Here is a 22,965-nt window from a genome sequence, read left to right on the forward strand (position 1 = left end):
AATTACACGTCCAGATTAGTCACATCCAAGGCATTTTTAACGATGAAGTCCCTGCGCGGCTCGACCACATCGCCCATCAGCGTGGTAAAAATCTCATCGGCGGCAATCACATCCTCGATTCTGACTTGCAGCAGCCGACGGTTGTTGGCATCGAGCGTGGTTTCCCACAGCTGTTCCGGATTCATTTCGCCCAGACCTTTGTAACGCTGGATGTGCTGGCCTTTTTTGACTTCCCGCATCATCCATTCAAACGCTTGCTTAAAGCTGCCGACCTGCTGCTGGCGTTCACCCATCTGAATGAAGGAGTGCTCGCTGAACATACCGGTGGTATCCTGCGCATACTGCGCGATTTGCTTGTAGTCCTTGCCGGCAAAAAACGCCGCCGTCAGGACAAAGGTTTTTGTGATGCCATGCAGGCGTTTGTTGACGACGACAGAGAAATCATTGCCGGCCTTATAATCGAGTTCTATTGTAAACACCGCTTCGCCGGTTTTCTGATTCAGCTGCCGTTCCAGCTCGCTTAGCCAGTCAGCAAGCTTTTCCCGGTCCTGTTTGATCTCATCATCCAACACACCCATAACAGCCAATTGCTCCAGGAAGCTTTCATCGTAGCGTCTGAATAACCGATTGATGGTAGCGACAACGCCGGTGTATTCCCGGGCCAGTTTTTCCAGGCCCTGACCCTGGATCGGCGGGGCCGAGGCATCGGTAAACAACTGCGCCTTGTCAAGCGCCAGTTGAATCAGGTATTCATTTAATTGCATATCGTCTTTGACGTAATGCTCCTGCTTGCCTTTCTTGACTTTGTATAGCGGCGGCTGGGCGATATAGATATAGCCTTTCTCGACGATTTCAGGCAGCTGGCGGTAAAAGAACGTCAACAGCAAGGTGCGAATGTGCGAACCGTCGACGTCGGCATCGGTCATGATGATGATGCGGTGGTAACGCAGTTTGTCCAGGTTGTATTCATCCTTGCCGATGCCGCAGCCTAAGGCCGTGATTAATGTACCGACTTCTTCGGATGAGATCATTTTATCGAAACGCGCTTTCTCGACATTCAGAATCTTGCCTTTCAGCGGCAGAATGGCCTGAGTTCTGCGATCCCTGCCCTGTTTGGCCGAGCCGCCGGCCGAGTCCCCTTCCACGATAAACAGTTCGGACAGAGCGGGATCTTTTTCCTGGCAGTCGGCCAGCTTGCCCGGCAGGCCGGCAATATCCAGCGTGGTTTTGCGCCGCGTCATTTCGCGGGCGCGGCGCGCGGCTTCCCTGGCCCGGGCCGCGTCGACGATTTTGCCGGCGATGGCTTTGGCGATCTGCGGCCGTTCCAGCAAAAACTCCTGCAATTTCTCATTCATGGTCGATTCGACCAGCGGTTTGACTTCCGATGAAACCAGTTTGTCCTTGGTCTGCGAGGAAAACTTCGGATCCGGCACCTTGACCGATAGCACGGCGGTCAGGCCCTCCCGGGCGTCATCGCCGGTAGTGGCGACCTTTTCCTTTTTCGCCAGGCCGCTGGTTTCGATGTATTGATTGATCGTGCGTGTCAGCGCGCTTCTGAAACCGGCCAGATGCGTGCCGCCGTCGCGCTGCGGGATGTTGTTGGTGTAGCAGAACACGTTTTCCTGGTAGGAATCGTTCCATTGCATCGCCACCTCGACGGTGACGCCTTCTTTTTCGGCGACAAAATGGAATACCTCCGGGAACAACGGCGTCTTGTTCTTGTTCAGATGCTCGACAAAGGCGCTGATGCCGCCCTCAAACTCGAACACATCGCTCTTATCGTTGCGCTCGTCCTCGAGGATGATGCGCACGCCCGAATTCAGGAATGACAGCTCCCTGAGCCTCTTCGCCAGAATATCGTAGTGGAATTCCACATCGCTGAAGGTCCGGGAACTGGGCTTGAAGTTGATCAAGGTGCCGCTGCCTTCGACAGGCCCGACAACCTGTAAAGGCGCTACCGGCTCGCCCATGATGTATTTTTGTTTATGCAACTGGCCGTTCTTGCGTATTTCCAGATTCAATTCTTCCGACAGGGCATTCACGACCGAGACACCGACGCCATGCAAGCCGCCTGATACCTTATAGGCATTGTCATCGAACTTGCCGCCGGCATGCAGCACGGTCATAATCACTTCCGCCGCCGAACGCCCCTCCTCCTCGTGAATATCGACCGGAATGCCGCGTCCGTCATCGGATACTGAAACCGAGCCGTTGCTATGAATAATCACTCTGACTTCCTTGCAGTAACCGGCCAAGGCTTCGTCTATGGAATTATCCACGACTTCGAAAACCATATGATGCAAACCGGAGCCGTCATCGGTATCGCCAATATACATGCCCGGCCGTTTTCTTACTGCATCCAGCCCTTTTAAAACTTGAATGTTGGAACTGTCGTATTGATCGTTGTGATTACTCATGTAGTTGTCCGCTTTCTGTTGTTGCCGTAATGTTCCACGTGAAACATTACATGGGTTTTATATGTCCATGTTCCACGTGGAACATTTTATATTCTTTTAACCGGCTCAAATCGCCAAGGTCAGTCTGTTCGGTTGCCGTGATGAAAACCTGACACTGTAACTCAGCAAGATAGGCAAGCAGCCTGGCCCGGTTCGTCACGTCCAGCTCGGCCGCAAAATCATCCACCAGGATACAGCCGATATTGCCGCGCTCGTTAGCCAGCAGTTGAACCTGTGCAAGCTTCAGGCTCAATACCAGCAGTTTCAGCTGGCCGCGTGAAACAAAATCTTTTGCCAGTCGGTTATTAACCAATAATTGAAAGTCTGCACGATGCGGTCCACTGTGGGTAAATCCATAACGCAGATCCTTATCCATGTCTTCGGTCAAAACCTGCTGAAAGGGCTTTGCGTCATCCCATCCCGAAGTCAACAGGACGTCTATGCAGCCGATGTCGAGAAACCGCTTGATAATCTCAATAAAAACAGGCTTTAACTTTTGCAGGTACTGCTGGCGGTAGTTATCGACTATTGTACCGTAATAAACCAGTTCTTTATCCCAAACATTGATTTGTTCAAGCTGCCTCGTTTTTAATAAGGAATTACGCTGCAATAATGCTTTTTTGAATCGGCGCCAGACCGGCAAAAAATTCGCCTGGTCATTAAAAACGCCCCAATCTATAAATTCGCGCCTGATCTGCGGGCCGGCGTCGAGCAATTCATAACTTTTCGGATGTATCAATTGCATAGGCAGCGCATAAGCTAAATCCGACTTTTTCTGTCTGGATTGCTGGTTGATACGAATTTCAAAATCCTTGCCGTCCAGTTGAATGCCCAAATGGCAATGGCTGCCATCCGGTTGCAGCGCTTGCGCGGAAACGATTAAATGCGATTGATCGAAACTGATAACCGGCTTGATGGATGTGGAACGGAAAGATCGAGCCCGTCCGAGAATGAAAATAGCTTCTATCAGCGAGCTTTTGCCGCTGGCATTTTCTCCAACAACGAAATTGATTGTTGGAGAAGGCCTGATGGATTCTTGATGGATATTCCTGACATGGTAAATATCCAGTTTCAACAAACTCATCCGTAATATTACAGCCTCATCGGCATGACAATAAATTTGTAGGAAGAATCATTGGGTTCATCGATGAAGCAAGTGCTGGCGTTGCTGGCAATAGTCAATACCGCCAGTTCCGAATCCAGATTGGAGACGGCATCCAGCAAATACTGCGCATTGAAGGCGATCGATAAAGGTTCGCCGGTGTATTCGATAAAAAGCTCCTCCTCGGCTTCGTCATGCTCGGGATTGTGCGTGCTGATTCTTAAACTGCCGGACGAAATGTCCAGCGTGACGCCCTTGAATTTTTCGTTGGACAGGATCGCAACGCGGGTTAAAGCTTCCTTCAGTTGCTGTTTTTGAATATGGATCTGATTGAAAAACGCCTGTTGGAACACCTTGCTGAAATCGGGATACTTTGAATCGACCAGTTTGGCGGAAAACACCAGATTCTTGATAAAGATCCGGATGTTGTTGCCGGAAAACTCGACTCTCAACTCGGCGTCCGGATCATCGAGCAAGCGGCTCAGTTCCAGAACGCCTTTCCTGGGCAGGATGATTCGCGCTTCATAGCCGGTCGCCTGATCCAACTGGTCTTCATAAATCGACAAGCGGTGTCCATCCGAGGCCACCAGCTTCAATTTGCTGTTGGAAATATGCAGCAGCAGGCCGTTCAGATAATAACGGACATCCTGATTGGCCATGCAGAATATGGTTTTCTCCAGCGCCCTTTTAAATTTGCCGGCATTGATAAAGAATTGATGCTCGAATTCCGATTCGGCAAATTCCGGATAATTGTCCGCCGGCAGGCAGCTTAAGGAAAAGCGGCTGCGGTTGGACAGGATTTTGACTTTCGCCGCGCCAGTTCCCGACTGGCTTGCGGCATTCACACCATCCATGGCGATATCATCTTCCTGCTCGAATTTGATTTCGGCACCGCCGGGCAATAACCGGCAGATATCCAGGAATTTTCTCGCCGGAACCGTGATCGATCCGGATGTCGCGGTACCGATATCGATTTTGGCCACGATCTGAATCTCCAGATCCGTACCGGTCAAAATCAGCCGATTGTCTTCGATTACCATCAGCACATTGGAGAGAATCGGCATGGTCTGCCTTTTTTCTATGACACTGACTATTTGCTGTAGGGGCGTTAAAAGCTCTTCTCTATTAATAATAAAGTTCATAAAAGAATATTTTTTCTGTTATTACTAGCTTGCATGAAACTGTTGATAACTCTAATTATACCTTAATAATCAATCAGCTAGCCTGTTATAAATGATGTGTTTAAAGTTGTAACTGCTTGTGTTCCGGCTGTAGTTAAAACGAGGCTGTTAATAACGCACCGGTTTATCCACAGCTTGTGCACGATTAATGCGACAAAGTTCTCAACAGATTGGAATAGTCTTCGGCCACCTTACTATCGGCTTCCTTGAGTTCACTGATGCGCTTGCAGGCATTCATGACCGTTGTGTGATCACGGCCGCCGAAAGCCTCGCCGATTTCCGGAAAACTGTGCGAAGTCAGCTCCCTGGCCAGCGACATGGCCATTTGCCGCGGCCGGGTAATGGATTGCCGTCTGTTCTTGGAGGACAGATCGGCCACGCGGATTTTGAAATACTCGGCCACGGTCTTTTGAATGTTGTCTATATTGACCAGCTTGTCCTGCAGGGAGATAAGGTCATGCAGCGCTTCCTTGGTAAACTCGGTCGTGATTTCGCGGCCCGTGAATTGTGCATTGGCAATCACGCGCCTTAACGCGCCTTCCAGGTCGCGGACATTGGACGGAATTCTTTTCGCGATAAAAAACGCGACTTCCTGAGGCAGATCCACATTCGCCAGATGCGCTTTTTTCATCAAGATCGCGGCCCGGGTTTCCATGTCCGGCGGTTCGATGGAAACAGGAAGCCCCCAACCGAATCGCGATTTCAAGCGGTCTTCAAGTCCGATGATTTCCTTCGGGTATTTATCGCAGGTTAAAACCACCTGATGTTTTTTTTCCAGCAAGGTGTTGAAGGTATGGAAAAACTCTTCCTGCGAGCGTTCCTTGCCGGCGAAGAATTGAATGTCGTCGATCAGCAGCACGTCTACGCCACGGTAATATTCCTTAAAGGTATTGATGGAGTTTTGTTGCAACGCTTTGACCATGTCCTGGACGAATTTTTCCGAATGCAGGTAAACAATCGTGGCCGACGGGTTTTTTTGCAGAACGGCATTGCCGATCGCATGCATCATGTGGGTCTTGCCCAATCCTGAACTGCCGTAAATCAGCAACGGGTTATAAGCCTTGCCGATGTTTTCGGAAACCTGGATCGATGCGGCCTTGGCCAACTGATTGGATTTGCCTTCGACAAAATTGTCGAAAGTAAAGGCCTTATTAAGAAAGTTGGGGCTGGCTTTTTTGGTTTCGGCCGGTTTGGCAATCGTTGCGGCGGTGGGTACGGTGGATTTTTTTGAGCCGATTTCAAGAATCAGACCTAATTCACCATTGGAAAATTCATGAATGGTTTCTTCAATTTTGGCAAAATGATGTTGCTTGACCCAGTCCAGTACAAAGCGATTTGGCGCCAGCAGTTTGATTTGTCCGTCGCTTTCTATGGCCTGAAGCGGCCGTATCCATGTACTGAAATCGGAACTGGAGATTTCATTTTCAAGTTTAGAAAGGCAGTTATTCCAAATTGAGCTCATTGAAGTATATAAGATATTGATTTTTAATTAGTGAAGGAATTTTGCTTGGCTGCCACTATACAGCAATAAAACAATGCACTACAGAATTGACAGGGCTATGTTCTTTATTTTATCATCCAACGTCTTTTTTATCCGTTTTTGTTAACCCTAATCTGATCAGGTCCTGAATCAATGAAAAGAACATACCAACCCAGTAAAATCAAACGCGCCAGAACTCACGGTTTCCGCGCCAGAATGGCGACAGTCGGCGGACGCAGAGTGATCAACGCTCGCAGAGCAAAAGGTCGCGCCAAATTAACGGTTTAACTAACCGGTATGTGGCTGAGAAAGTTTTCGGTTTTCCCCCACAGTTACGGTTAAAGAAACCGGCTGAATATAAAAAGGTTTTTGCTAAGCCTGTAAAATCAAGCGATCAGTATTTCACGCTGTTAGCCATCAGGAATGATCTTGATCATCCGAGGCTAGGCTTGGCAATTGCCAAAAAAAATATAAAAAAGGCAATACAACGGAATGTAATTAAACGTATTGTCCGGGAAAGCTATCGATTAAAGCAACAAAGCATAGGAAATATAGACATTGTTGTCTTGGCTCGCAGGGATGCAGCAGATGCTCCGCCGGACTTGCTAAGAAAGTCTTTGGAAAGGCATTGGCTTAAATTGGTAACCCGATGCGATTCATACTCATAACATTCATAAAGTTTTACAAGTACTTTATTAGCCCCTTACTTGGCAATAATTGTCGCTTCTATCCCAGTTGTTCCGCTTATGCCTTGGAAGCGCTTCAGCTCCATGGCGCCGTAACCGGCTCCTATCTCACGCTCAGAAGATTATCAAAATGCCACCCTTTTCATGAAGGTGGCATTGATCCTGTTCCAGAAAAATTTGGTAATAATAAGAATGGATAATATTAGATTTGTATTAATCGTTACTTTTGCAATGCTCGTTTTTATGCTGTGGCAGGCGTGGCAGGTGGACTACGGCCCCAAACCGCCCGTCGCAGTAACAGATCCCAATACCACGAACACGAAAGAAGACCTGCCAGCCGCTACCGGCGGCGTTGCGCCGACGGAAAACGCGAAACAGGAATCCTCATCGGTACCGTCCGTCGCCGTGCCTTCGGCTAAAATCATCAAAGTAAAAACCGATGTCCTGAACTTGGAAATAGATACCTTGGGCGGCACACTGCGTAATCTGGATCTGTTGGAATATCCGGTGGAAAAAGAAAATACCATCGTCAACAGCCTGCGCGACATGCTCGGCCTGTCGGTTTCGGAAAAAAATCTTGCACCAACGCGGTTATTCGACAGCAACCCGGACAAATTATTTTTGGCGCAAAGCGGCTTGATTGCCGATAGCGGTTCAACAGCCGCGGCTACTCACCATACCGTTTTCAATAGCGAAAAAGACAGTTACGTACTGGAACCTGGTCAGGACACGTTGACGGTGCCATTGACCTGGACCGACAGCAGTGGTCTGGTGGTAACTAAAATGTTTACGTTTAAACGCGGCAGTTATCAAATCGGTCTGGAACAGAAAGTACAGAACAATTCCGCCCAACCCTGGACCGGCAGACAATACAGCCAGCTGATGCGCGTGCCTTATCAGGATGAGAAAGGCAATACTTTTATCAGAACCTATACAGGCGGCGTCTTTTATACCGAGGAAGAAAAATATCAGAAAGTGGACTTCGATGATATGGCCGAGGAGAATCTGAGCGTCAAGACTACAGGCGGCTGGACAGGCATGATTCAGCATTATTTCGCGGCTGTATGGATTCCGCCGGCCGATCAGGAAAACCATTTTTACACGAAGGAGCTGAAAGACTGGCGCTATGTGATTGGCGCTTATTCAGAGCCTATGACTGTCGCCAGCAATGCCGATGTCCGGTTTACCTCGCAATTATTTGCCGGTCCTAAAATTCAGCCGATGATGGAAGACATCGCCAAAGGCTTGGAACTGACGGTTGATTACGGCTGGCTGACTTTTATCGGCAAGCCTATTTACTGGCTGCTGAACCAGATATATGACGTGGTGGGCAACTGGGGCTGGTCCATTATCGGCGTGACCTTATGCATTAAGCTGCTGTTCTTCAAACTGTCGCAAGCCAGTTTCCGGTCAATGGCAAAGATGCGCAAAATTCAGCCGCGTCTTAAAGAAATGCAGGAACGCTTTGCCGATGACAGGCCTCGTTTTAATAAAGAAATGATGGACATGTACAAACGCGAAAAGGTCAACCCCTTAGGCGGCTGTCTGCCTATTTTGATCCAGATCCCGGTGTTTATTTCCCTGTACTGGGTACTGGTTGAAACGGTGGAACTCCGCCAGGCGCCTTTCATGTTGTGGATACAGGATTTGTCGGCCATGGATCCTTTTTATGTCTTGCCTGTGCTGATGGGTATCACCATGAAAATCCAGCAAAGTCTGAATCCGGCGCCGATTGACCCGATTCAGGCCAAGATCATGAAAATGTTCCCTATCGTGTTCACTATTTTCTTCTTGTTCTTTCCGGCCGGTCTGGTTTTATATTGGGTTGTTAACAATACATTGTCTATCATTCAGCAATCGTATATTACCCGCCAGATCAATGAAGAAGCATAATTTGTATTAGTGAACTTCGACTCTTTCGATACCATTGCAGCAATTGCAACACCGCCAGGGAATGGCGGTGTCGGTATTATCCGCATTTCAGGCCCTGATGTTACGGCCATAGCCAAACAGCTGATCACCAAACCCCTACAGCCTAGATTGGCGCTGTTTTCGGCTTTTCTCGATGAAAACGGTTCGGCGATCGATTCCGGCATCGCGATTTATTTTCCCGCCCCTGCTTCCTACACCGGTGAAGATGTCCTTGAACTTCAAGGGCACGGTGGTTCCGTGGTATTGGATATGCTGCTGCGGCGAGTTCTGTCGCTGGGCATTCGATTAGCCAATCCCGGTGAATTTACCGAGCGCGCCTTCCTGAATAACAAACTTGATCTGGCACAGGCTGAAGCTGTCGCCGATTTAATAGAAAGCAGCACCGAGCAATCCGTACGCTCCGCGCAAAAATCCATGCAGGGCGTTTTTTCGGAGCAGATCAATGCGCTGGTCGCCGAGCTGACGGAACTGCGCACCTATGTCGAAGCCGCCATCGATTTTGTCGATGAAGAAATCGACTTTCTAAGCGATGGGGTCGTGGAAAACCGCATCATCCGTTTATTGGAGCGCATCGAACAGATCCAGGCTACGGCCCGGCAAGGCCGCCTGTTACGCGATGGCATGACCGTCGTGCTGGCGGGCAAACCCAATGCCGGCAAATCCAGCCTGCTCAATGCCCTGGCCGGACATGACGCGGCCATCGTCACCGATATCGCCGGCACGACCCGGGATGTGCTAAGAGAGCGGATTCAGCTTGATGGCATGCCTTTGCATGTGATCGATACGGCCGGTTTGAGAGAAAGCGACAATGCCGTGGAAAAAGAAGGCATACGCCGGGCACAGGAAGAAATCAAGCAGGCTGACAGAATTCTGTTGCTGCTGGACAGCCGAGACAGCGAAGATGAACAGCAACTGCTGCCCTATTTGCCGGAAAATGTCAGCCTCACCCGGATTTATAACAAAATAGATTTAACCGACAGGGAACCTGAGATAAGGCAGACAACGGCAGGTTGTGAAATTCACCTGTCCGTTAAAACAGGTGCCGGCATGGAACTGCTCAGACAGCATCTGAAACAGTGCATGGGCTACCAGGAACAGACCGATAATGTGTTTATAGCCCGAAGACGCCATATTGAAGCTCTAGGAAAAGGCTATGACTTTGTCCTGAGTGCGTTGCATCAATTGCAGGGCAGCCAGGCCGGCGAACTGGTCGCGGAAGATTTAAGGCAGGCTCAGAACAGTCTGGGGGAAATTACCGGAAAATTTACATCCGATGATTTGTTGGGGAAAATATTTTCCAGTTTCTGTATCGGAAAGTGATTGTTGTATCACGTCATTTCAGGTCATTTCATAACTCATTAAATTACAATAACTGGTAATTTTAACAAGGCAAGCGCATATAATTTTCAGGCTGAGAAAATAATTTTTTCTCTATACGAATCGCTTAAAAGCAGCTTCAAAACGCTTTTCTTCATACTCATTTTAGTAAGGTTCCTTTTTAGCAAGTTGATCAATAGTCTTGCCATCACACGCGCCATACGGAAGTGGGTGGCCATGGCCTACAATTTGAAACGGATGCATGTTTTGGCGACGGGATAAACCAGAGAACCAACACAAATCCCAGCGATGGATACTGAACGACGGCAAAGCCAGGTGGATTCTCACCAGAAACCAACTCGTTAATCGTTTTGAATGCCGATTTAACTGCCCATGAAAGGCTCGCTCCAAAAAATTTAGGCCGCCAATTTTATTGTCCGACAGGCTCCTAGCCGAGCAACTTCAAATCATTTCAGAAATAGAACGTCGCCTCTCGATCGCCGACGAGATCGAGCAGCAAATCAATACCAACCTGAAGCGCGCCGAGCGCATGCGCCAGTCAATCCTGAAAAAAGCCTTTAGTGGCAGGCTGGTTCCGCAAGACCCTGATGATGAACCCGCTGGCGTATTACTGGAAAAAATAAAGCAAGGGCAGAGCGCATGACCGAAGCGGAACTGTTGAATCAGCTCGATCTCGGAGAAGACCAGGAAATCGACTTCAAGTCGGCCGACGGCGGGCTGCCGAAATCCCTATGGGAAACCCTCTCTTCATTCGCCAATAGCGAGGGCGGTTATCTGGTTTTAGGCGTGCAGGAGAAAAAAGGCAAGCTGGATATTGGGCATTAAAAATCCGGAAGCGCAACGTAAAGCCTTTTGGGACGGCCATAATGACGCCAGAAAACTCAGCACGCCACTGTGTCATGAAGACGATATAAAAATCTTAACAGTACAGGGCAAATCGCTGTTATTGATACGCGTACCTCAAGCTTCTCGCATGCAGCGCCCGGTCTATATCAATGGCAATCCATTAATAGGTACCTACAAACGCAACTATGAAGGCGATTACCGCTGCACCGAAACAGAAGTGCGGCAAATGTTGCGTGATGCCAGTGACGAGCCGCAGGATTACGGTATTATTGAAAACTTTACGATAGAGGATCTGGATTCCGACACCCTCAAGGCTTATCGCAATCGGTTCGTGTCCAGAGAGCCGGATCATCCATTCTTGGCGCTGGACAATCAAGGCTTGTTGGAGAAACTGAATGGTTGGCGACGCAACCGCAAGACGGGGCAAGAAGGGCTGACTCTGGCCGGTCTGTTTATGTTCGGCAAGGAACAAAGCATTCTTGAGGCTTTTCCGCATTATCAGCTGGATTACCAGGAGCATCTGTCCGATGATCCTGAAGTGCGCTGGACTTATCGCCTGACCCTGGATGGCCGCTGGGAAAGCAACATTTTTAATTTCTATGCGCGGGTTTATCGGCGTTTAACCGACGATCTGGATGTGCCGTTCAAGCTGGACACCCAGGGCATCAGGCAAGGTGAAACGCATGTTCATGAAGCGTTGCGCGAAGCACTGATCAACTGTCTGGTACATGCCGATCATCGTTCCACACGCCCGATTAAAATAGTCAAACGGCGCGACCGAATAGAGTTTTTAAATCCCGGCCGTTTGCGGATTTCGCTGGATCAACTCTATGAAGGTGGTCTTAGTGATCCGCGTAATCCGGCCATGCTGAAAATGTTTCAGTTATTGGGCTTGGGCGAGAAATCGGGATCGGGCATGCCGAAAATCCTGCGCGCATGGCGCGAACAATCGTGGCTGAAGCCTTTGGTCAGTGAGAAGCTGGATTTAGATATGACCCAGATGACCCTGCCGGTCATCAGTCTGATACCTGAAGAAATCGATCAGGAGATTAAAGATATTGTCGGTGATGCTTACAGTTATTTGTCCGAGCTTGACCGATTTATCCTGGTTTTGGCGCATCGCTTTGGAAAAATAGGTAATGCCGATATCAAGCTTCATCGCCCTGAACATCCTCGCGAAATTGGTGATCATTTAAAAAATTTAGTACAGCAAGGATGCCTCAAGCAATCAGAAAATGGGCGGGGAACGCGTTATTCTTTACAAGGCAAAATAGTGCCGGATTTGTTCTCTGAAATGGACATTAACTCCGAGCATTATCAAAGGAAGTCCGAACATAAGGAGACTAGCTTCGAACATAATGGCAGCAACTCCGAACATTATGCACATTTGTTAAGTCTTGCAGAGCCAATAAGAAATAAGCAGCGCACGGCCCCGGAGCAGGTGAAATCTGTCATTATACAATTGTGTGCTGATGAATTTTTATCGCTCCGAACATTAGCCGAATTATTAAATCGGGCACCAGATAGCGTCAGAAACCACTATATCAAGCCTATGCTTAAAGCGGGTTTGTTAGAAGCTCGCTATCCAATACAACATAATCATCCTCAACAAGCTTATAAAACCAGGATAGAACATTAATGAGTCCCGCCAACATCGTACAAAAACTCTGGAATTACTGCGACGTGCTACGTGATGATGGCATGAGCTATGGTGATCATGTCGAGCAACTGACTGATTTGATGTTTCTAAAATGGCCGATGAGCGTACCAAGCCGCCTTATAACCAGGCCAGGCTGATACCGGAAAACTACAACTGGCAAAAATTGAAAGCCAGAGACGGTGTGTCAAAGAGCGTTGAAAACTTGTCTCATCCGACAATTTAAATTCTTAAATCTTAAATTCCTGCTGTTCCCCAAATTCACTTTGGTTAATCAAGTAGCAAACAATGTCAGCTTAAATCGCTGCAACTGCGATTAATGGATAATTGATAGGACTGGGATTTTACTTTCCGGATTGAAAATAAAATCAGGGGTTATTGAAAAATGCTTCAGGTGGTAGCCAAGGAAGGAGAGTAGCAGCTATATCAGGCAACTGGAAGCTGTCCTGATATAGCTTGGCGTTCTTACAATAATCCTTTCAGATCACTGAAAGCTTTTGAAGCATCTTGCAATTCTTGTTCTGCTTCTTGTAAAGAGTTCTTTTTAGCATGTGAGCGTGCACTTTTCAGTTTGCCGTTCGCTCTTGAGCGTGCTACGTCTACTTTGTCATTAGCATTGATTTCTTTACTTGTATCTGACGCTTCTTTAATCAAATCAGCAACAGCAGCGCCTTCTGCTCCGCTATTGATAGCGTCTATCGCTGCCTTGATTTTGCCTACAGTCATATCGATCGCATCAGCTGGCGCGTATACGATTCTGCCTGGATCTTCAGCAAACGCAGAAGATGAAACAGCTCCCATTGATGTTGCGATCAATAAAGACAGTAAGACTTTTTTTAAGATTTTCATTTTGCACTAATCCCACAAGTTGTAGTTATTTCAAGTTATATTGGCAGTATAACTATCTATTTTCATGGTCAAGAGTTATCTACCGGCGGTAATTCTAACACATTTTGAGCATTTTCAATGACCAAGAGGATTGAAAAAGCAGAATAGGCGGATTTTAGCGACTTAAATTAAAGCCGGTGGCGGGATTTCAAAAGAGTCGGATTCGATCATAAGAACAATCAAATCCGACATTATTCAGGTATTAATGAGTTTTAGCGTATATTTCTTTTATCTCTTGAAAACCGGCTAAAGCTTCTTTTAACTGCTGTTCTGAGGCTTTCATATCATTATTACGAGCTTCAATACGTGCCGCTTTCAATTTTGAACTGGCTTTATTGCGTTTTAAATCAAGCTCATTATTAGAGATATTTTTTTGCATTTGGCGCGCGTCATTAATCAAAGACATAACGGCTTCGTTATCGGCACCATTTTCAATGGCGGCAATGGATTCTTCCACTTTAGCGACAGTATCATCGATAGCAACTTTTACTTCTTCGCCTGTTGGATTTTTAGCAAAAGCTGTGGAAGCCGAAGCCAGGGAAATGGTTACAAATAAAGAGACTGCTATTTTTTTTAATGCTTTCATTGGGCTATAAACCTCAGATATTTATTTATGGGGTTCAGACATAACGATTAAAATGAGAGTTTATGCGGGAAAGCAAGAATTCAAATTAATTAATGGCTACGCAGAGCGCGGCATTCTAGCACAGAAAAAAATTAAAACTGAATGATAATGAATATTATTCATTATCCCTTTTAATAGTAAGGTAAATTTCTCCGGCCTCGTCGACGGCTAATATAAATAAGATCGGGGCACAGCAAACCGAACAATCTTCATAATATTCCTGCGGGCCGGAAGAAGTATCCACAAGAATATCAATAAGTTCGCCGCAATAGGGGCAGACAACATCGACTTCTTTCAGGTCATGCACGCGTCATACCTTTCGCAGCAGCCCGTCCATCCAGGAAATGGGCAATATGCGCTTAAGAAAAGCAAAGGCATAGGTCGGGGTTGTCACGTAATAACGCAGCTTAGGCCGCTTGGCTTCCAAGGCATGAATGACTTTTTCAGAGACGGCTTCGGCGGGCAGCGTGAATGGCGCGGCCGGGCCTTCTTTCTGCAGGCGTGCCTCCATGGCTTTATACGTTTCCTTATGGAAACTATGCGTCGGATCTATATTTTTCTTATACAGTTCAAACGCGTTTTTTCTGAAATCGCTCAGGATCGGACCTGGCTCTATCAGCGAGATATGGATATTGCTGCCGTGCAGCTCGAGTCGTAATGTGTCGGCCAAACCTTCCAGCGCGAATTTGCTGGCATTGTAAGCCCCACGATAAGTCATGGCGACCAGCCCCAATATCGAGCTGTTATAGATAATGCGCCCATGGCCCTGCTGGCGCATCACGGGAATAAGCAGGTTAGTCAGCTCATGAGTGCCGAACAGGTTGGTTTCAAATTGACTGCGCAAGGCATCGCGGCTTAAATCCTCCACCGCGCCAGGCTGTCCAAAAGCCCCGTTATTGAACAGCGCATCTATTCTTCCGTCCGTTAAGGCTATGACTTGCCTGACCGCCTGGCGGATACTGTCGCTGTCTGCCAGATCCAGCTGGACGGCAGTGAAACCTTCCCGGCTCAACCGGGCGACACTTTCAGGCTTTCTTGCCGAAGCGATAACATTATGGCCGCGTTTTTTTAATTCGACAGCCGTGACATATCCAATGCCGCTGGAGCAGCCCGTAATTAATATGGTTTTTGGAGAATTCATAGAATAGTTACTGAGTTAATTCCTGTTCTGTTAAATAAACACTTTTACCGCTGCTGCAATTGATTAAAAAGACCAGCGCATCCCGGCTGCTTTTTGCATTCAGTTCCGATGCTTCAACGCGGCCGCATTGCCCGGTGGCCAGAGCCTGTTCCGCCGCCTGTCTTCTCAAGCGCTCGATATCCGGCAAGCGGTCCTGGTAATTTTGGGCCACATCCGGCAATTGGCCGGGCAGATAAGGAGGAATTGCATAAGCGGAAAACTTTTCCGGATTATTTTTGATAAGCAATTGATTTTTGGCGCTTTCATCGGCGGCCGCCTTGTGTAATTGGGCCTGTTGCTGCTTAAGTTTCTCCCGTTCAAGTTTGTCTTGATCAAGTTTTTTACGCTGTTCTTCCTGTTGTTTTCGTTGTTCATCCAGATCGGTAGCGCTGCCGGTTTTAACATTCAATTCGACATTGCTCTGCCCGGCCAGGCATGGGGTCGATTGATAAGCTGTTTTGCCGTCGCTCCCCGTACATTTATAAACGCCGGCAGCCGCATGGGCGGAAAAAAGAATTCCCAAAAAAACCAGTATGAATCGCATCGTACTCCCCAGTGATGTTACGTGAAAGTCAAATTAAAAAATTATAGGCAACATCAGGGATTTTGCTCATCCTGCCAATAGGACTGCTCGGTATAGTAACGGTTCGAAAGCCAAAACAGCACGGCGGTAATCAACATTAAGCCGGTAAAAAACCAGAAATAATCGGCACCGGCCAGTTTGCTGGAGCCGTCGGCATTTTGAATAAGAAAATTGACGGTGCTGGTAAACAGATTGCCGACCGCCACCGAAAGGAAATAAAACGCCATGATAAACGATTTCATGGTTTTCGGCGCCTGCGTATAGGAAAATTCAAGACAGGTCACTGAAACCATGACTTCGGCTGATGTCAGCAACAAATAAGCCGGCAACTGCCAGATAATCGACGGCGTCAAGCCGTTATCGATATCGGTTTGAATGAAACCGGCAAGGGTGAAAGCCAGCGTGGTCAGGAACAAACCGATGGTCATTTTCCTTAATGCCGTCAGTTCAATAAACCGGTTTAAAAACGGATAAATCCGATAGGAAAACAGTGGCGTCAGCAGCATGATCAGCAACGGGTTGGCCGCCTGAATCTGTGATGGCAGCAGTTCGACCCCCAGGATCATACGGTCCATTTTTTGCGCCTGCAATATCCAGGATGAGCCGATTTGTTCGAATAAAGCCCAGAATATAGCAATAAAAGCATAAATGGAGGCCAGCTTTTTTAAAGCTGTCAAACCGACAGCACCGAACATGTCCTTGATAAAAACCGTGCCGGCTGGCGGTATATGTACATAGCGATACCGCCCCGTCCAAAAGGTGAAGGTGGCCAGCAGCATTAAAAAACCGGGAACGGCAAAGGCTGCCGAAGAACCGTAATGATGCAGCAGCCAGGGGATAATCAGCATCGCGGCAAAAGCGCCGAGATTGATGGAAAAATAAAACCAGCTGAAGACTTGGCCGATTAAATGCCGGTTAGCCATGCCAAACTGATCGCCGACATGCGCGGAAACACACGGCTTTATGCCGCCCGCGCCGATTGCGATCAGCCCCTGTCCGATCAGCAAACCGATGCGGGTATCGTCAACCGCCAATGCAAAATGCCCCAGGCAGTAAATCAGCGATAAAAAAATAATCGTGCGGTACTTGCCCAGCAGGCCGTCAGCCAGTAAGGCGCCGAACAACGGCATGAAATACACGGCCGAGACAAATAAATGAAAATAGCCCTGGGCTTCATTTTCAGACATGACATCGGGCCGACCCGTTGAGTCCACCAGATACTGTGTCATAAAAATCACCAGTATGGCGCGCATCCCGTAATAACTGAAGCGCTCGGCCGCTTCATTGCCGACGATATAAGGGATGCCGGTGGGCAAGGTGTCGGATGAATCAGGTTTGGTTTTATACAATTCCATGACGATGACCGTTTATTTTTCCGGCTTTAATCATAACAAAATAAGATATTTAAAAACCTATTGTTATTACTAGCTTGACAAAATCTGTGGATAAGTAAAATTTATTTTCTAATATCATCAACTTAAAACAATCTATAATTTGCGGTTAAGGTTATCCACATTCTGTGCACAGCTTGTGGATAACTTGCCGGCTGCGAGTATGTCCCCAGTAATCCACAGGTTACTCACGGATACATACAGAAGTTACTCTATGTCGTCAGCTGGAATATCCGTATAAAATATGGAACTTTATTACGATAAGATTGTTTACAAGGGATAACCTCGGCTCCGGTTATTAATTTTTGTTGGTGCGGCTTTAGGCCCCCAAGCTATGGATTTAAAACCTACAATTGGACTATGTCAGAACAAAACAGCAATATAAGTACCAGTCAATCATCGTTAATGAGGTTAAAAACCTATATTAATCAAGAAATTATCGGTCAGGATGTGCTTGTTGAACGAATGCTGATCGGCTTATTGGCCGATGGCCATATTCTGGTTGAAGGCGCTCCTGGCCTGGCTAAGACAAGAGCGATCAATATCTTGAGCAAAGGCATTCAGGGGGACTTTCATCGCGTACAGTTCACGCCGGATCTGTTGCCGGCTGATTTAACCGGTACTGAAATTTATCGCCCCCAACAGGGCAGCTTCGAGTTTCAAAAAGGGCCTCTGTTTCATAACCTGATCCTGGCCGATGAAATCAACCGTTCACCGGCCAAAGTGCAGGCCGCGCTGCTGGAAGCCATGGCCGAACGCCAGATTACCGTCGGTCAGGCTACCTATCCGCTGCCGCAGCTGTTCATGGTCATGGCGACGCAAAACCCTATCGAACAGGAAGGCACGTACCCATTGCCTGAAGCGCAACTGGACCGTTTTTTACTGCATGTGAAAATCGATTACCCGCAAGCGGAGCATGAAAAAAGCATTCTGCACCTGGCCCGGAACGAGGCCAGACTGGAGTCGGTAAAAAACAATGCCAAATTTGAGCCAATCGATCAAAAGACTTTGTTCGAGGCCCGCAATGAAGTGCTGGATCTCTACATGGCCGATAGCCTTGAAGACTATCTGCTGCAGCTCGTGCTGGCGACGCGCAACCCCGGCGTTTACGGCAAAGACCTGGCCGGCTGGCTGCAATACGGTGCGAGCCCCAGAGCCAGCATTGCCTTGGACCGTTGTTCCAGGGCCAAGGCCTGGCTGGCGCAACGCGATTTTGTCAGTCCCGAGGACATTCAGGACATGGCGTACGATGTCCTGCGCCACCGGCTGATATTGTCTTACGAAGCAGAGGCCGAAGGCATCACGACCGATCATTTCATCAGAGAGCTCATTGCCAGAGTTGCCGTACCTTGATGTTTTTCAGTAAACAGGCGGGCGATGCCAGACAGTCAGACAGCGAACTGGTTTCAGTGTCGCTCAAAACCTTGGTTGATCTTGCCAGGCCAGCGGCCAGTCTGAACTTGCAGCATGCCTTGATACGCTCGACACAAAGCGGCGGCTATGTCTCGCGCTTTAAGGGCCGGGGCATGGAATTTGACGAGGCGCGGCTTTATCAGCCCGGCGATGATATCCGCAGCATCGACTGGCGCGTGACGGCCCGCACCGGCAAACCCCATACCAAACTGTTCCGCGAGGAGCGCGAGCGGCCGATATTCATCTCCGTCGATAACCGGGCCGCCATGCATTTCGCGACGCGCGGCGTCTTTAAGTCGGTCCTGGCGGCCAAGCTGGCCGGTTTGCTAGCCTGGACGGCGCAGCATCACGGCGATCGGATCGGCGGCCAGATCTTTTCCGATACGGCCTGCCGCGAGTTAAAACCGCAGAACGGCAAGCATGCGGTATTGCGGTTTCTCAATGCCTTGGTGCAGCCAGCCGACCGGACGGCCGATACCCTGACGCTGGAGCACGTGCTGGCGCGCTTGGCGCAGCATGCCCGTCCCGGCAGTCGTGTTTACATCATCAGCGACTTTCGCGGCCTCAATGAAAAAGCCGAAAAGCACCTGCTAAAATTATCGCAGCACTGCGACGTCGTCCTGATCATGGTTTACGATCCGTTGGAAAGCGCGCTGCCTGTCAAGGGCCGGTACCGGTTTACCGATGAAGAACGCGATGTGGTTGTCGATGCCGATTCCAGCGCTGCTGTGCAATACCAGCAACGCTTTGCCCAGCGCCAGCAGCGCCTGGGCCAGCTGGCGCAAAGCCGGGGCCTGGTTTTCATGCAATGCGGCACCGACGAGGATCCGGTACAACGTTTGAGATATTTATTGGGGCATAGATGATGGAACCGGCTCAACTTCCCTTGAGAGATATACACATGCCGGAAGCGATCGGCTGGTGGCCGCCGGCTACTGGCTGGTGGCTGGTCGCCGTATCGCTGCCCTTGCTGATATTCTTGCTGGTCTGGCTATACAAGCGTCTGACCCGCAAGACCGCCGTCAAAACCGCTAAAAAAATGCTGGCGCAAATCAAACAGGATCCAACGCTCGATAACCATAGCAAAGTGGTCGAGCTTTCCGTATTGATCCGGCGCGTAGCGATCAGTGTAGCGCCCAGGACCCAAGCCGCCGGTTTGACAGGCCGGGCATGGCTGGCCTATCTGGACGGCTCGGTCAAAGGCTCGCCTTTCAGCGAAGGCATCGGCTGCTGTTTGAGCGATGCACCGTATCGAAAAACGCAACTGGCCGATGCGGAAATTTCACATTTAATCAGTCTGTGCGAAGACTGGCTCAAAGCCCAAGCGAAAAATGATTCATTTTGAATGGCCCTGGCTGCTCAGCCTGTTACCCCTGCCTTTGTTAATCCGCTGGCTGCTGCCGGCCTGTAATCCGGTCGAGCAGGCTGCCTTGAAAGTGCCTTTTCTTGATGATTTTTCCGAAGTCGAGACCCGCGCCGTTTCGCAAACGAGGCAATGGCCGTTTCTGATGGCCAGCATCGCCTGGATTTTGCTGGTTGCCGCCTGTACCCGCCCGCAGTGGCTGGGTGACCCGATCGAGCAGGCCGTCAGCGGCCGGGATCTGATGCTGGCCGTGGATTTATCGGGCAGCATGGAGGTGCAGGACTTTGTTATCAACAAGCAAACCGTGGATAGACTGACAGCGACTAAATGGGTGGCCGGCGACTTTATCAATCGGCGCGCCGGAGACCGGCTGGGATTGATCCTGTTCGGTACGCAGGCCTATCTGCAAACGCCTTTGACTTTCGACAGAAAAACCGTCATGACCTTGCTGGATGAGTCGGCCATCGGGCTGGCCGGCGACAATACCGCAATCGGTGATGCAATCGGCCTGGCCGTCAAACGGCTCAAGAATCAACAAGTCAACAGCCGGGTGCTGATACTGTTGACGGACGGCGCCAATACCGCCGGCGAAGTCTCGCCATTGAAAGCGGCCGAACTGGCCGCCGAAAACCAGTTGAAAATTTACACGATCGGCATTGGCGCCGATGAAATGCTTGTACGCACTTTTTTCGGTGCTCATAAAGTCAACCCGTCCCAGGATCTGGATGAAGAAACCTTGACGGCCATTGCCGAAAAAACCGGCGGCGTTTATTTCCGGGCCAGAAATACCGATGAGCTCAGCAGGATCTATCAATTGCTGGATCAGCTGGAGCCAGTGGAAAAAGACAAACAATACTTCAGGCCCCGGAGCGAACTGTACTATTGGCCGCTGGCCGGCGCGCTGCTGCTGGCGGCCGTGATTGCATCGTCCCGAGTGAGGTTGTTATGAATCTGGCCGATTTTCATTTCATCAGGCCCTACTGGCTGCTGGCCCTGATACCGTATGGCGTGCTGCTGGTTTTAATGCTGAGGAGCAAACTCAGGCAGGGTAATTGGTCGGCGGTCTGTGATGCGGCCCTTTTGCCTTATCTGTTGCAGGAGAAGGCGGTCAGGCAAAGTCGCTGGCCATTGACTGCCGGTGCTGTCGCCGCTTTCCTGGCGATCATCGCGCTGGCCGGACCTGCCTGGGAACGGCTGCCGGCGCCGGTTTTCCGCAATGATTCGGCCCTGGTCATCGCTCTGGATCTTTCCCGCTCCATGGATGCCGCCGATATCAAACCGAGCCGCCTGATTCGCGCCCGCTATAAGATTGCCGATATTCTGAGACAGCGGAAAGACGGTCAGACCGCGTTGCTGGTCTATGCCGGCGATGCCTTTACGGTCACGCCGCTGACTGACGATACCGAAACCATAGCCAGCCAGCTGGAGGCGTTAAACACCAATATCATGCCCACTCAGGGCAGCAATACGGCCGTGGTTCTGGAAAAAGCACAGGAACTGTTCAGACAGGCCGGTCTTCAGAAAGGGCAATTATTGCTTGTGACCGACGGCGTCGATGTCGATGAAACCCTGCCGGCGGTAAAATCGCTGGGCAGCTACCAGCTATCGATATTGGGCGTCGGAACTGCCGAAGGCGCGCCGATCGCGTTGCCGGCCGGCGGCTTTTTAAAAGACGAGCAGGGTGATATCGTAGTCACCAGACTGAATGTCGATGAATTGACGAAACTGGCGCAGGCAGGGCATGGCATCTATCAATCGATAACCGCCGACGACAGCGATATCGATACCTTGCTGGCCGCACTGGATCAACCCATAAAGGAGCAGGGTGCCGAGAAAAAGGACGGTCTGCTGGATCAGTGGCAGGATAAGGGGCCGTGGATTCTGTTGCTGGTTTTGCCGCTGGCGGCGCTGACGTTCAGAAAAGGCCTGTTGTGCTGGGCCATGTTGCTGCTGTTGCCGCTGCCGAAAAACAGCTATGCCCTGGACTGGCCGGATTTGTGGCGCACCAAAGACCAGCAGGCCCAGCAGGCATTTCGACAGGGCGACTATGGCACAGCCGCGCAGCTGTTTGAAAATCCGGATTGGAAGGCGGCGGCTCAGTATAAAGCGGGTCAAGAGGAATTCGGGACGATGAAAACGCCCAAAACAGCGACCGGTTTTTATAATCAAGGCAATGTGTTGGCTAAATCCGGACGATATGAAGAGGCTCTATCCGCTTATGATGAAGCCTTAAAAAGATCACCTGATAAAAAGCTTGCTGAAGACGCCAAGGCTAATAAGGAAATTGTGAAAAAAGCTTTGGAAAAGCAAAAACAGCAACAGAATCAGCAAAAACAGCAAAACCAGGATGATAAACAGCAGCAGTCCAAGGATGACTCGCAGCAAAAAGACAGCGATCAAGCGGATCAGTCCGGTGATCAGCAAAAACCGGACGATGAATCCGACCGGCAACCGTCCGACAAGCCGCCGCCGAAAGATCAGCAACCGCCAAACAAGCCCGAGCAGGAAAAGCAGGACGCCGAAAAAAGCCGGCAGCCCGGCCAACAGGACAAGGGAGAAGCGCAGCAACAAGCCGCGCAAAAGCCCGACGAGTCGCCTGTGGAAACCAAGGACGAAGCGACGCAGGCCAGCGAACAATGGCTTAACAGAATTCCCGACGATCCGGCAGGCCTGCTGAAACGCAAGTTTTTATACCAATACGGACAACAGGAGCGGCAGCCGGACCGTAAGAAACGGTCGAACTCAGAAGCTGCCTGGTAAACAGCATAACTGAAGCAATTGTAACGCCGCATCATTCAAATTTATGAAGATGAACATGAGATTATTGAAATTAATACTAGTCGG

At 49.4% G+C, this 22,965-nt stretch carries 23 protein-coding genes; 13 read left to right on the forward strand and 10 right to left on the reverse strand.

The window, feature by feature from the left end:
* Window positions 1–2: 2 nt before the first annotated feature.
* The 4 genes from gyrB to dnaA form a co-directional block, all read right to left on the reverse strand.
* Window positions 3–2,417: a DNA topoisomerase (ATP-hydrolyzing) subunit B gene (gene gyrB / locus EK22_RS17005; RefSeq protein ID WP_036252911.1), complete on the reverse strand. Its 2,415-nt coding sequence runs from the start codon at window positions 2,415–2,417 to the stop codon at window positions 3–5.
* A gap of 46 nt (window positions 2,418–2,463) precedes the next feature.
* Window positions 2,464–3,540, reverse strand: coding sequence for a DNA replication/repair protein RecF (gene recF, locus EK22_RS17010; protein ID WP_036252913.1), 1,077 nt, complete (start codon window positions 3,538–3,540; stop codon window positions 2,464–2,466).
* 8 nt (window positions 3,541–3,548) lie between these two features.
* Window positions 3,549–4,700, reverse strand: coding sequence for a DNA polymerase III subunit beta (gene dnaN, locus EK22_RS17015; RefSeq protein ID WP_036252916.1), 1,152 nt, complete (start codon window positions 4,698–4,700; stop codon window positions 3,549–3,551).
* Window positions 4,701–4,884: 184 nt separating this feature from the next.
* Window positions 4,885–6,201, reverse strand: coding sequence for a chromosomal replication initiator protein DnaA (dnaA, locus tag EK22_RS17020; protein ID WP_036252918.1), 1,317 nt, complete (start codon window positions 6,199–6,201; stop codon window positions 4,885–4,887).
* 171 nt (window positions 6,202–6,372) lie between these two features.
* Between dnaA and rpmH the strand changes: the two genes are divergently transcribed.
* The 8 genes from rpmH (at window position 6,373) to EK22_RS17045 (ending at window position 12,660) form a co-directional block, all read left to right on the forward strand.
* The gene (gene rpmH, locus EK22_RS23770; RefSeq protein WP_081917941.1) at window positions 6,373–6,507 is read left to right on the forward strand and encodes a 50S ribosomal protein L34; all 135 of its coding nucleotides are present in this window, start codon (window positions 6,373–6,375) and stop codon (window positions 6,505–6,507) included.
* Window positions 6,508–6,518: 11 nt separating this feature from the next.
* Entirely contained in the window at window positions 6,519–6,887 is a 369-nt protein-coding gene (rnpA, locus tag EK22_RS17025) for a ribonuclease P protein component (RefSeq protein WP_020158772.1), read from the forward strand.
* Window positions 6,869–7,105 (forward strand): membrane protein insertion efficiency factor YidD, encoded by a 237-nt coding sequence (gene yidD / locus EK22_RS23775; protein ID WP_081917942.1) that lies wholly within the window; start codon window positions 6,869–6,871, stop codon window positions 7,103–7,105. The genes rnpA and yidD overlap by 19 nt, the downstream gene beginning before the upstream one ends.
* Window positions 7,098–8,798 carry a membrane protein insertase YidC gene (gene yidC / locus EK22_RS17030; protein WP_036252935.1) on the forward strand — a complete coding sequence of 567 codons (1,701 nt, stop codon included), beginning with the start codon at window positions 7,098–7,100 and terminating at the stop codon, window positions 8,796–8,798. Before yidD ends, yidC begins: the two co-directional genes overlap by 8 nt.
* A gap of 9 nt (window positions 8,799–8,807) precedes the next feature.
* Window positions 8,808–10,157, forward strand: a complete 1,350-nt coding sequence (gene mnmE, locus EK22_RS17035) for a tRNA uridine-5-carboxymethylaminomethyl(34) synthesis GTPase MnmE (RefSeq protein ID WP_036252921.1) — start codon at window positions 8,808–8,810, stop codon at window positions 10,155–10,157.
* 430 nt (window positions 10,158–10,587) lie between these two features.
* Window positions 10,588–10,818, forward strand: a complete 231-nt coding sequence (locus EK22_RS17040; protein WP_152565133.1) for a hypothetical protein — start codon at window positions 10,588–10,590, stop codon at window positions 10,816–10,818.
* Window positions 10,815–11,000 (forward strand): AlbA family DNA-binding domain-containing protein, encoded by a 186-nt coding sequence (locus EK22_RS24965; protein ID WP_081917943.1) that lies wholly within the window; start codon window positions 10,815–10,817, stop codon window positions 10,998–11,000. The genes EK22_RS17040 and EK22_RS24965 overlap by 4 nt, the downstream gene beginning before the upstream one ends.
* Window positions 10,990–12,660 (forward strand): ATP-binding protein, encoded by a 1,671-nt coding sequence (locus EK22_RS17045; RefSeq protein ID WP_081917944.1) that lies wholly within the window; start codon window positions 10,990–10,992, stop codon window positions 12,658–12,660. Before EK22_RS24965 ends, EK22_RS17045 begins: the two co-directional genes overlap by 11 nt.
* 483 nt (window positions 12,661–13,143) lie before the next feature.
* On the opposite strand, the gene EK22_RS17050 is transcribed toward EK22_RS17045, so the two are convergent.
* The 6 genes from EK22_RS17050 to EK22_RS17075 all read right to left on the reverse strand — a co-directional run bounded on the left by EK22_RS17050 (window position 13,144) and on the right by EK22_RS17075 (window position 17,309).
* The gene (locus tag EK22_RS17050; RefSeq protein WP_020158781.1) at window positions 13,144–13,527 is read right to left on the reverse strand and encodes a hypothetical protein; all 384 of its coding nucleotides are present in this window, start codon (window positions 13,525–13,527) and stop codon (window positions 13,144–13,146) included.
* A gap of 241 nt (window positions 13,528–13,768) precedes the next feature.
* Window positions 13,769–14,152, reverse strand: a complete 384-nt coding sequence (locus EK22_RS17055; protein ID WP_020158782.1) for a hypothetical protein — start codon at window positions 14,150–14,152, stop codon at window positions 13,769–13,771.
* 154 nt (window positions 14,153–14,306) lie between these two features.
* Window positions 14,307–14,498: a CPXCG motif-containing cysteine-rich protein gene (locus EK22_RS17060; protein WP_020158783.1), complete on the reverse strand. Its 192-nt coding sequence runs from the start codon at window positions 14,496–14,498 to the stop codon at window positions 14,307–14,309.
* Window positions 14,499–14,501: 3 nt separating this feature from the next.
* Window positions 14,502–15,332 carry an SDR family oxidoreductase gene (locus tag EK22_RS17065; protein WP_020158784.1) on the reverse strand — a complete coding sequence of 277 codons (831 nt, stop codon included), beginning with the start codon at window positions 15,330–15,332 and terminating at the stop codon, window positions 14,502–14,504.
* A gap of 7 nt (window positions 15,333–15,339) precedes the next feature.
* Window positions 15,340–15,915, reverse strand: coding sequence for a DUF4124 domain-containing protein (locus EK22_RS17070; protein WP_020158785.1), 576 nt, complete (start codon window positions 15,913–15,915; stop codon window positions 15,340–15,342).
* A 53-nt stretch (window positions 15,916–15,968) separates the two neighbouring features.
* Window positions 15,969–17,309, reverse strand: a complete 1,341-nt coding sequence (locus EK22_RS17075; RefSeq protein WP_036252923.1) for a POT family MFS transporter — start codon at window positions 17,307–17,309, stop codon at window positions 15,969–15,971.
* Window positions 17,310–17,705: 396 nt separating this feature from the next.
* Here EK22_RS17075 and EK22_RS17080 point away from each other — a divergent pair, with 396 nt between their 5' ends.
* Genes EK22_RS17080 through EK22_RS17100 form a run of 5 tightly spaced genes read left to right on the forward strand, consistent with a single transcriptional unit; the run spans window position 17,706 to window position 22,881 of the window.
* Window positions 17,706–18,698 carry an AAA family ATPase gene (locus tag EK22_RS17080; RefSeq protein WP_036252925.1) on the forward strand — a complete coding sequence of 331 codons (993 nt, stop codon included), beginning with the start codon at window positions 17,706–17,708 and terminating at the stop codon, window positions 18,696–18,698.
* Window positions 18,698–19,624 (forward strand): DUF58 domain-containing protein, encoded by a 927-nt coding sequence (locus EK22_RS17085; RefSeq protein ID WP_051961949.1) that lies wholly within the window; start codon window positions 18,698–18,700, stop codon window positions 19,622–19,624. Before EK22_RS17080 ends, EK22_RS17085 begins: the two co-directional genes overlap by 1 nt.
* Window positions 19,621–20,103, forward strand: a complete 483-nt coding sequence (locus tag EK22_RS17090; protein ID WP_051954366.1) for a DUF4381 domain-containing protein — start codon at window positions 19,621–19,623, stop codon at window positions 20,101–20,103. The genes EK22_RS17085 and EK22_RS17090 overlap by 4 nt, the downstream gene beginning before the upstream one ends.
* Window positions 20,090–21,070 (forward strand): vWA domain-containing protein, encoded by a 981-nt coding sequence (locus tag EK22_RS17095; protein ID WP_036252927.1) that lies wholly within the window; start codon window positions 20,090–20,092, stop codon window positions 21,068–21,070. The genes EK22_RS17090 and EK22_RS17095 overlap by 14 nt, the downstream gene beginning before the upstream one ends.
* Window positions 21,067–22,881: a vWA domain-containing protein gene (locus EK22_RS17100; RefSeq protein WP_020158791.1), complete on the forward strand. Its 1,815-nt coding sequence runs from the start codon at window positions 21,067–21,069 to the stop codon at window positions 22,879–22,881. The genes EK22_RS17095 and EK22_RS17100 overlap by 4 nt, the downstream gene beginning before the upstream one ends.
* Window positions 22,882–22,965 lie beyond the last annotated feature (84 nt).

Source organism: Methylobacter sp. BBA5.1 (genome assembly GCF_000746145.1).
In the GTDB taxonomy this organism is placed as follows: Bacteria; Pseudomonadota; Gammaproteobacteria; order Methylococcales; family Methylomonadaceae; genus Methylobacter; species Methylobacter marinus.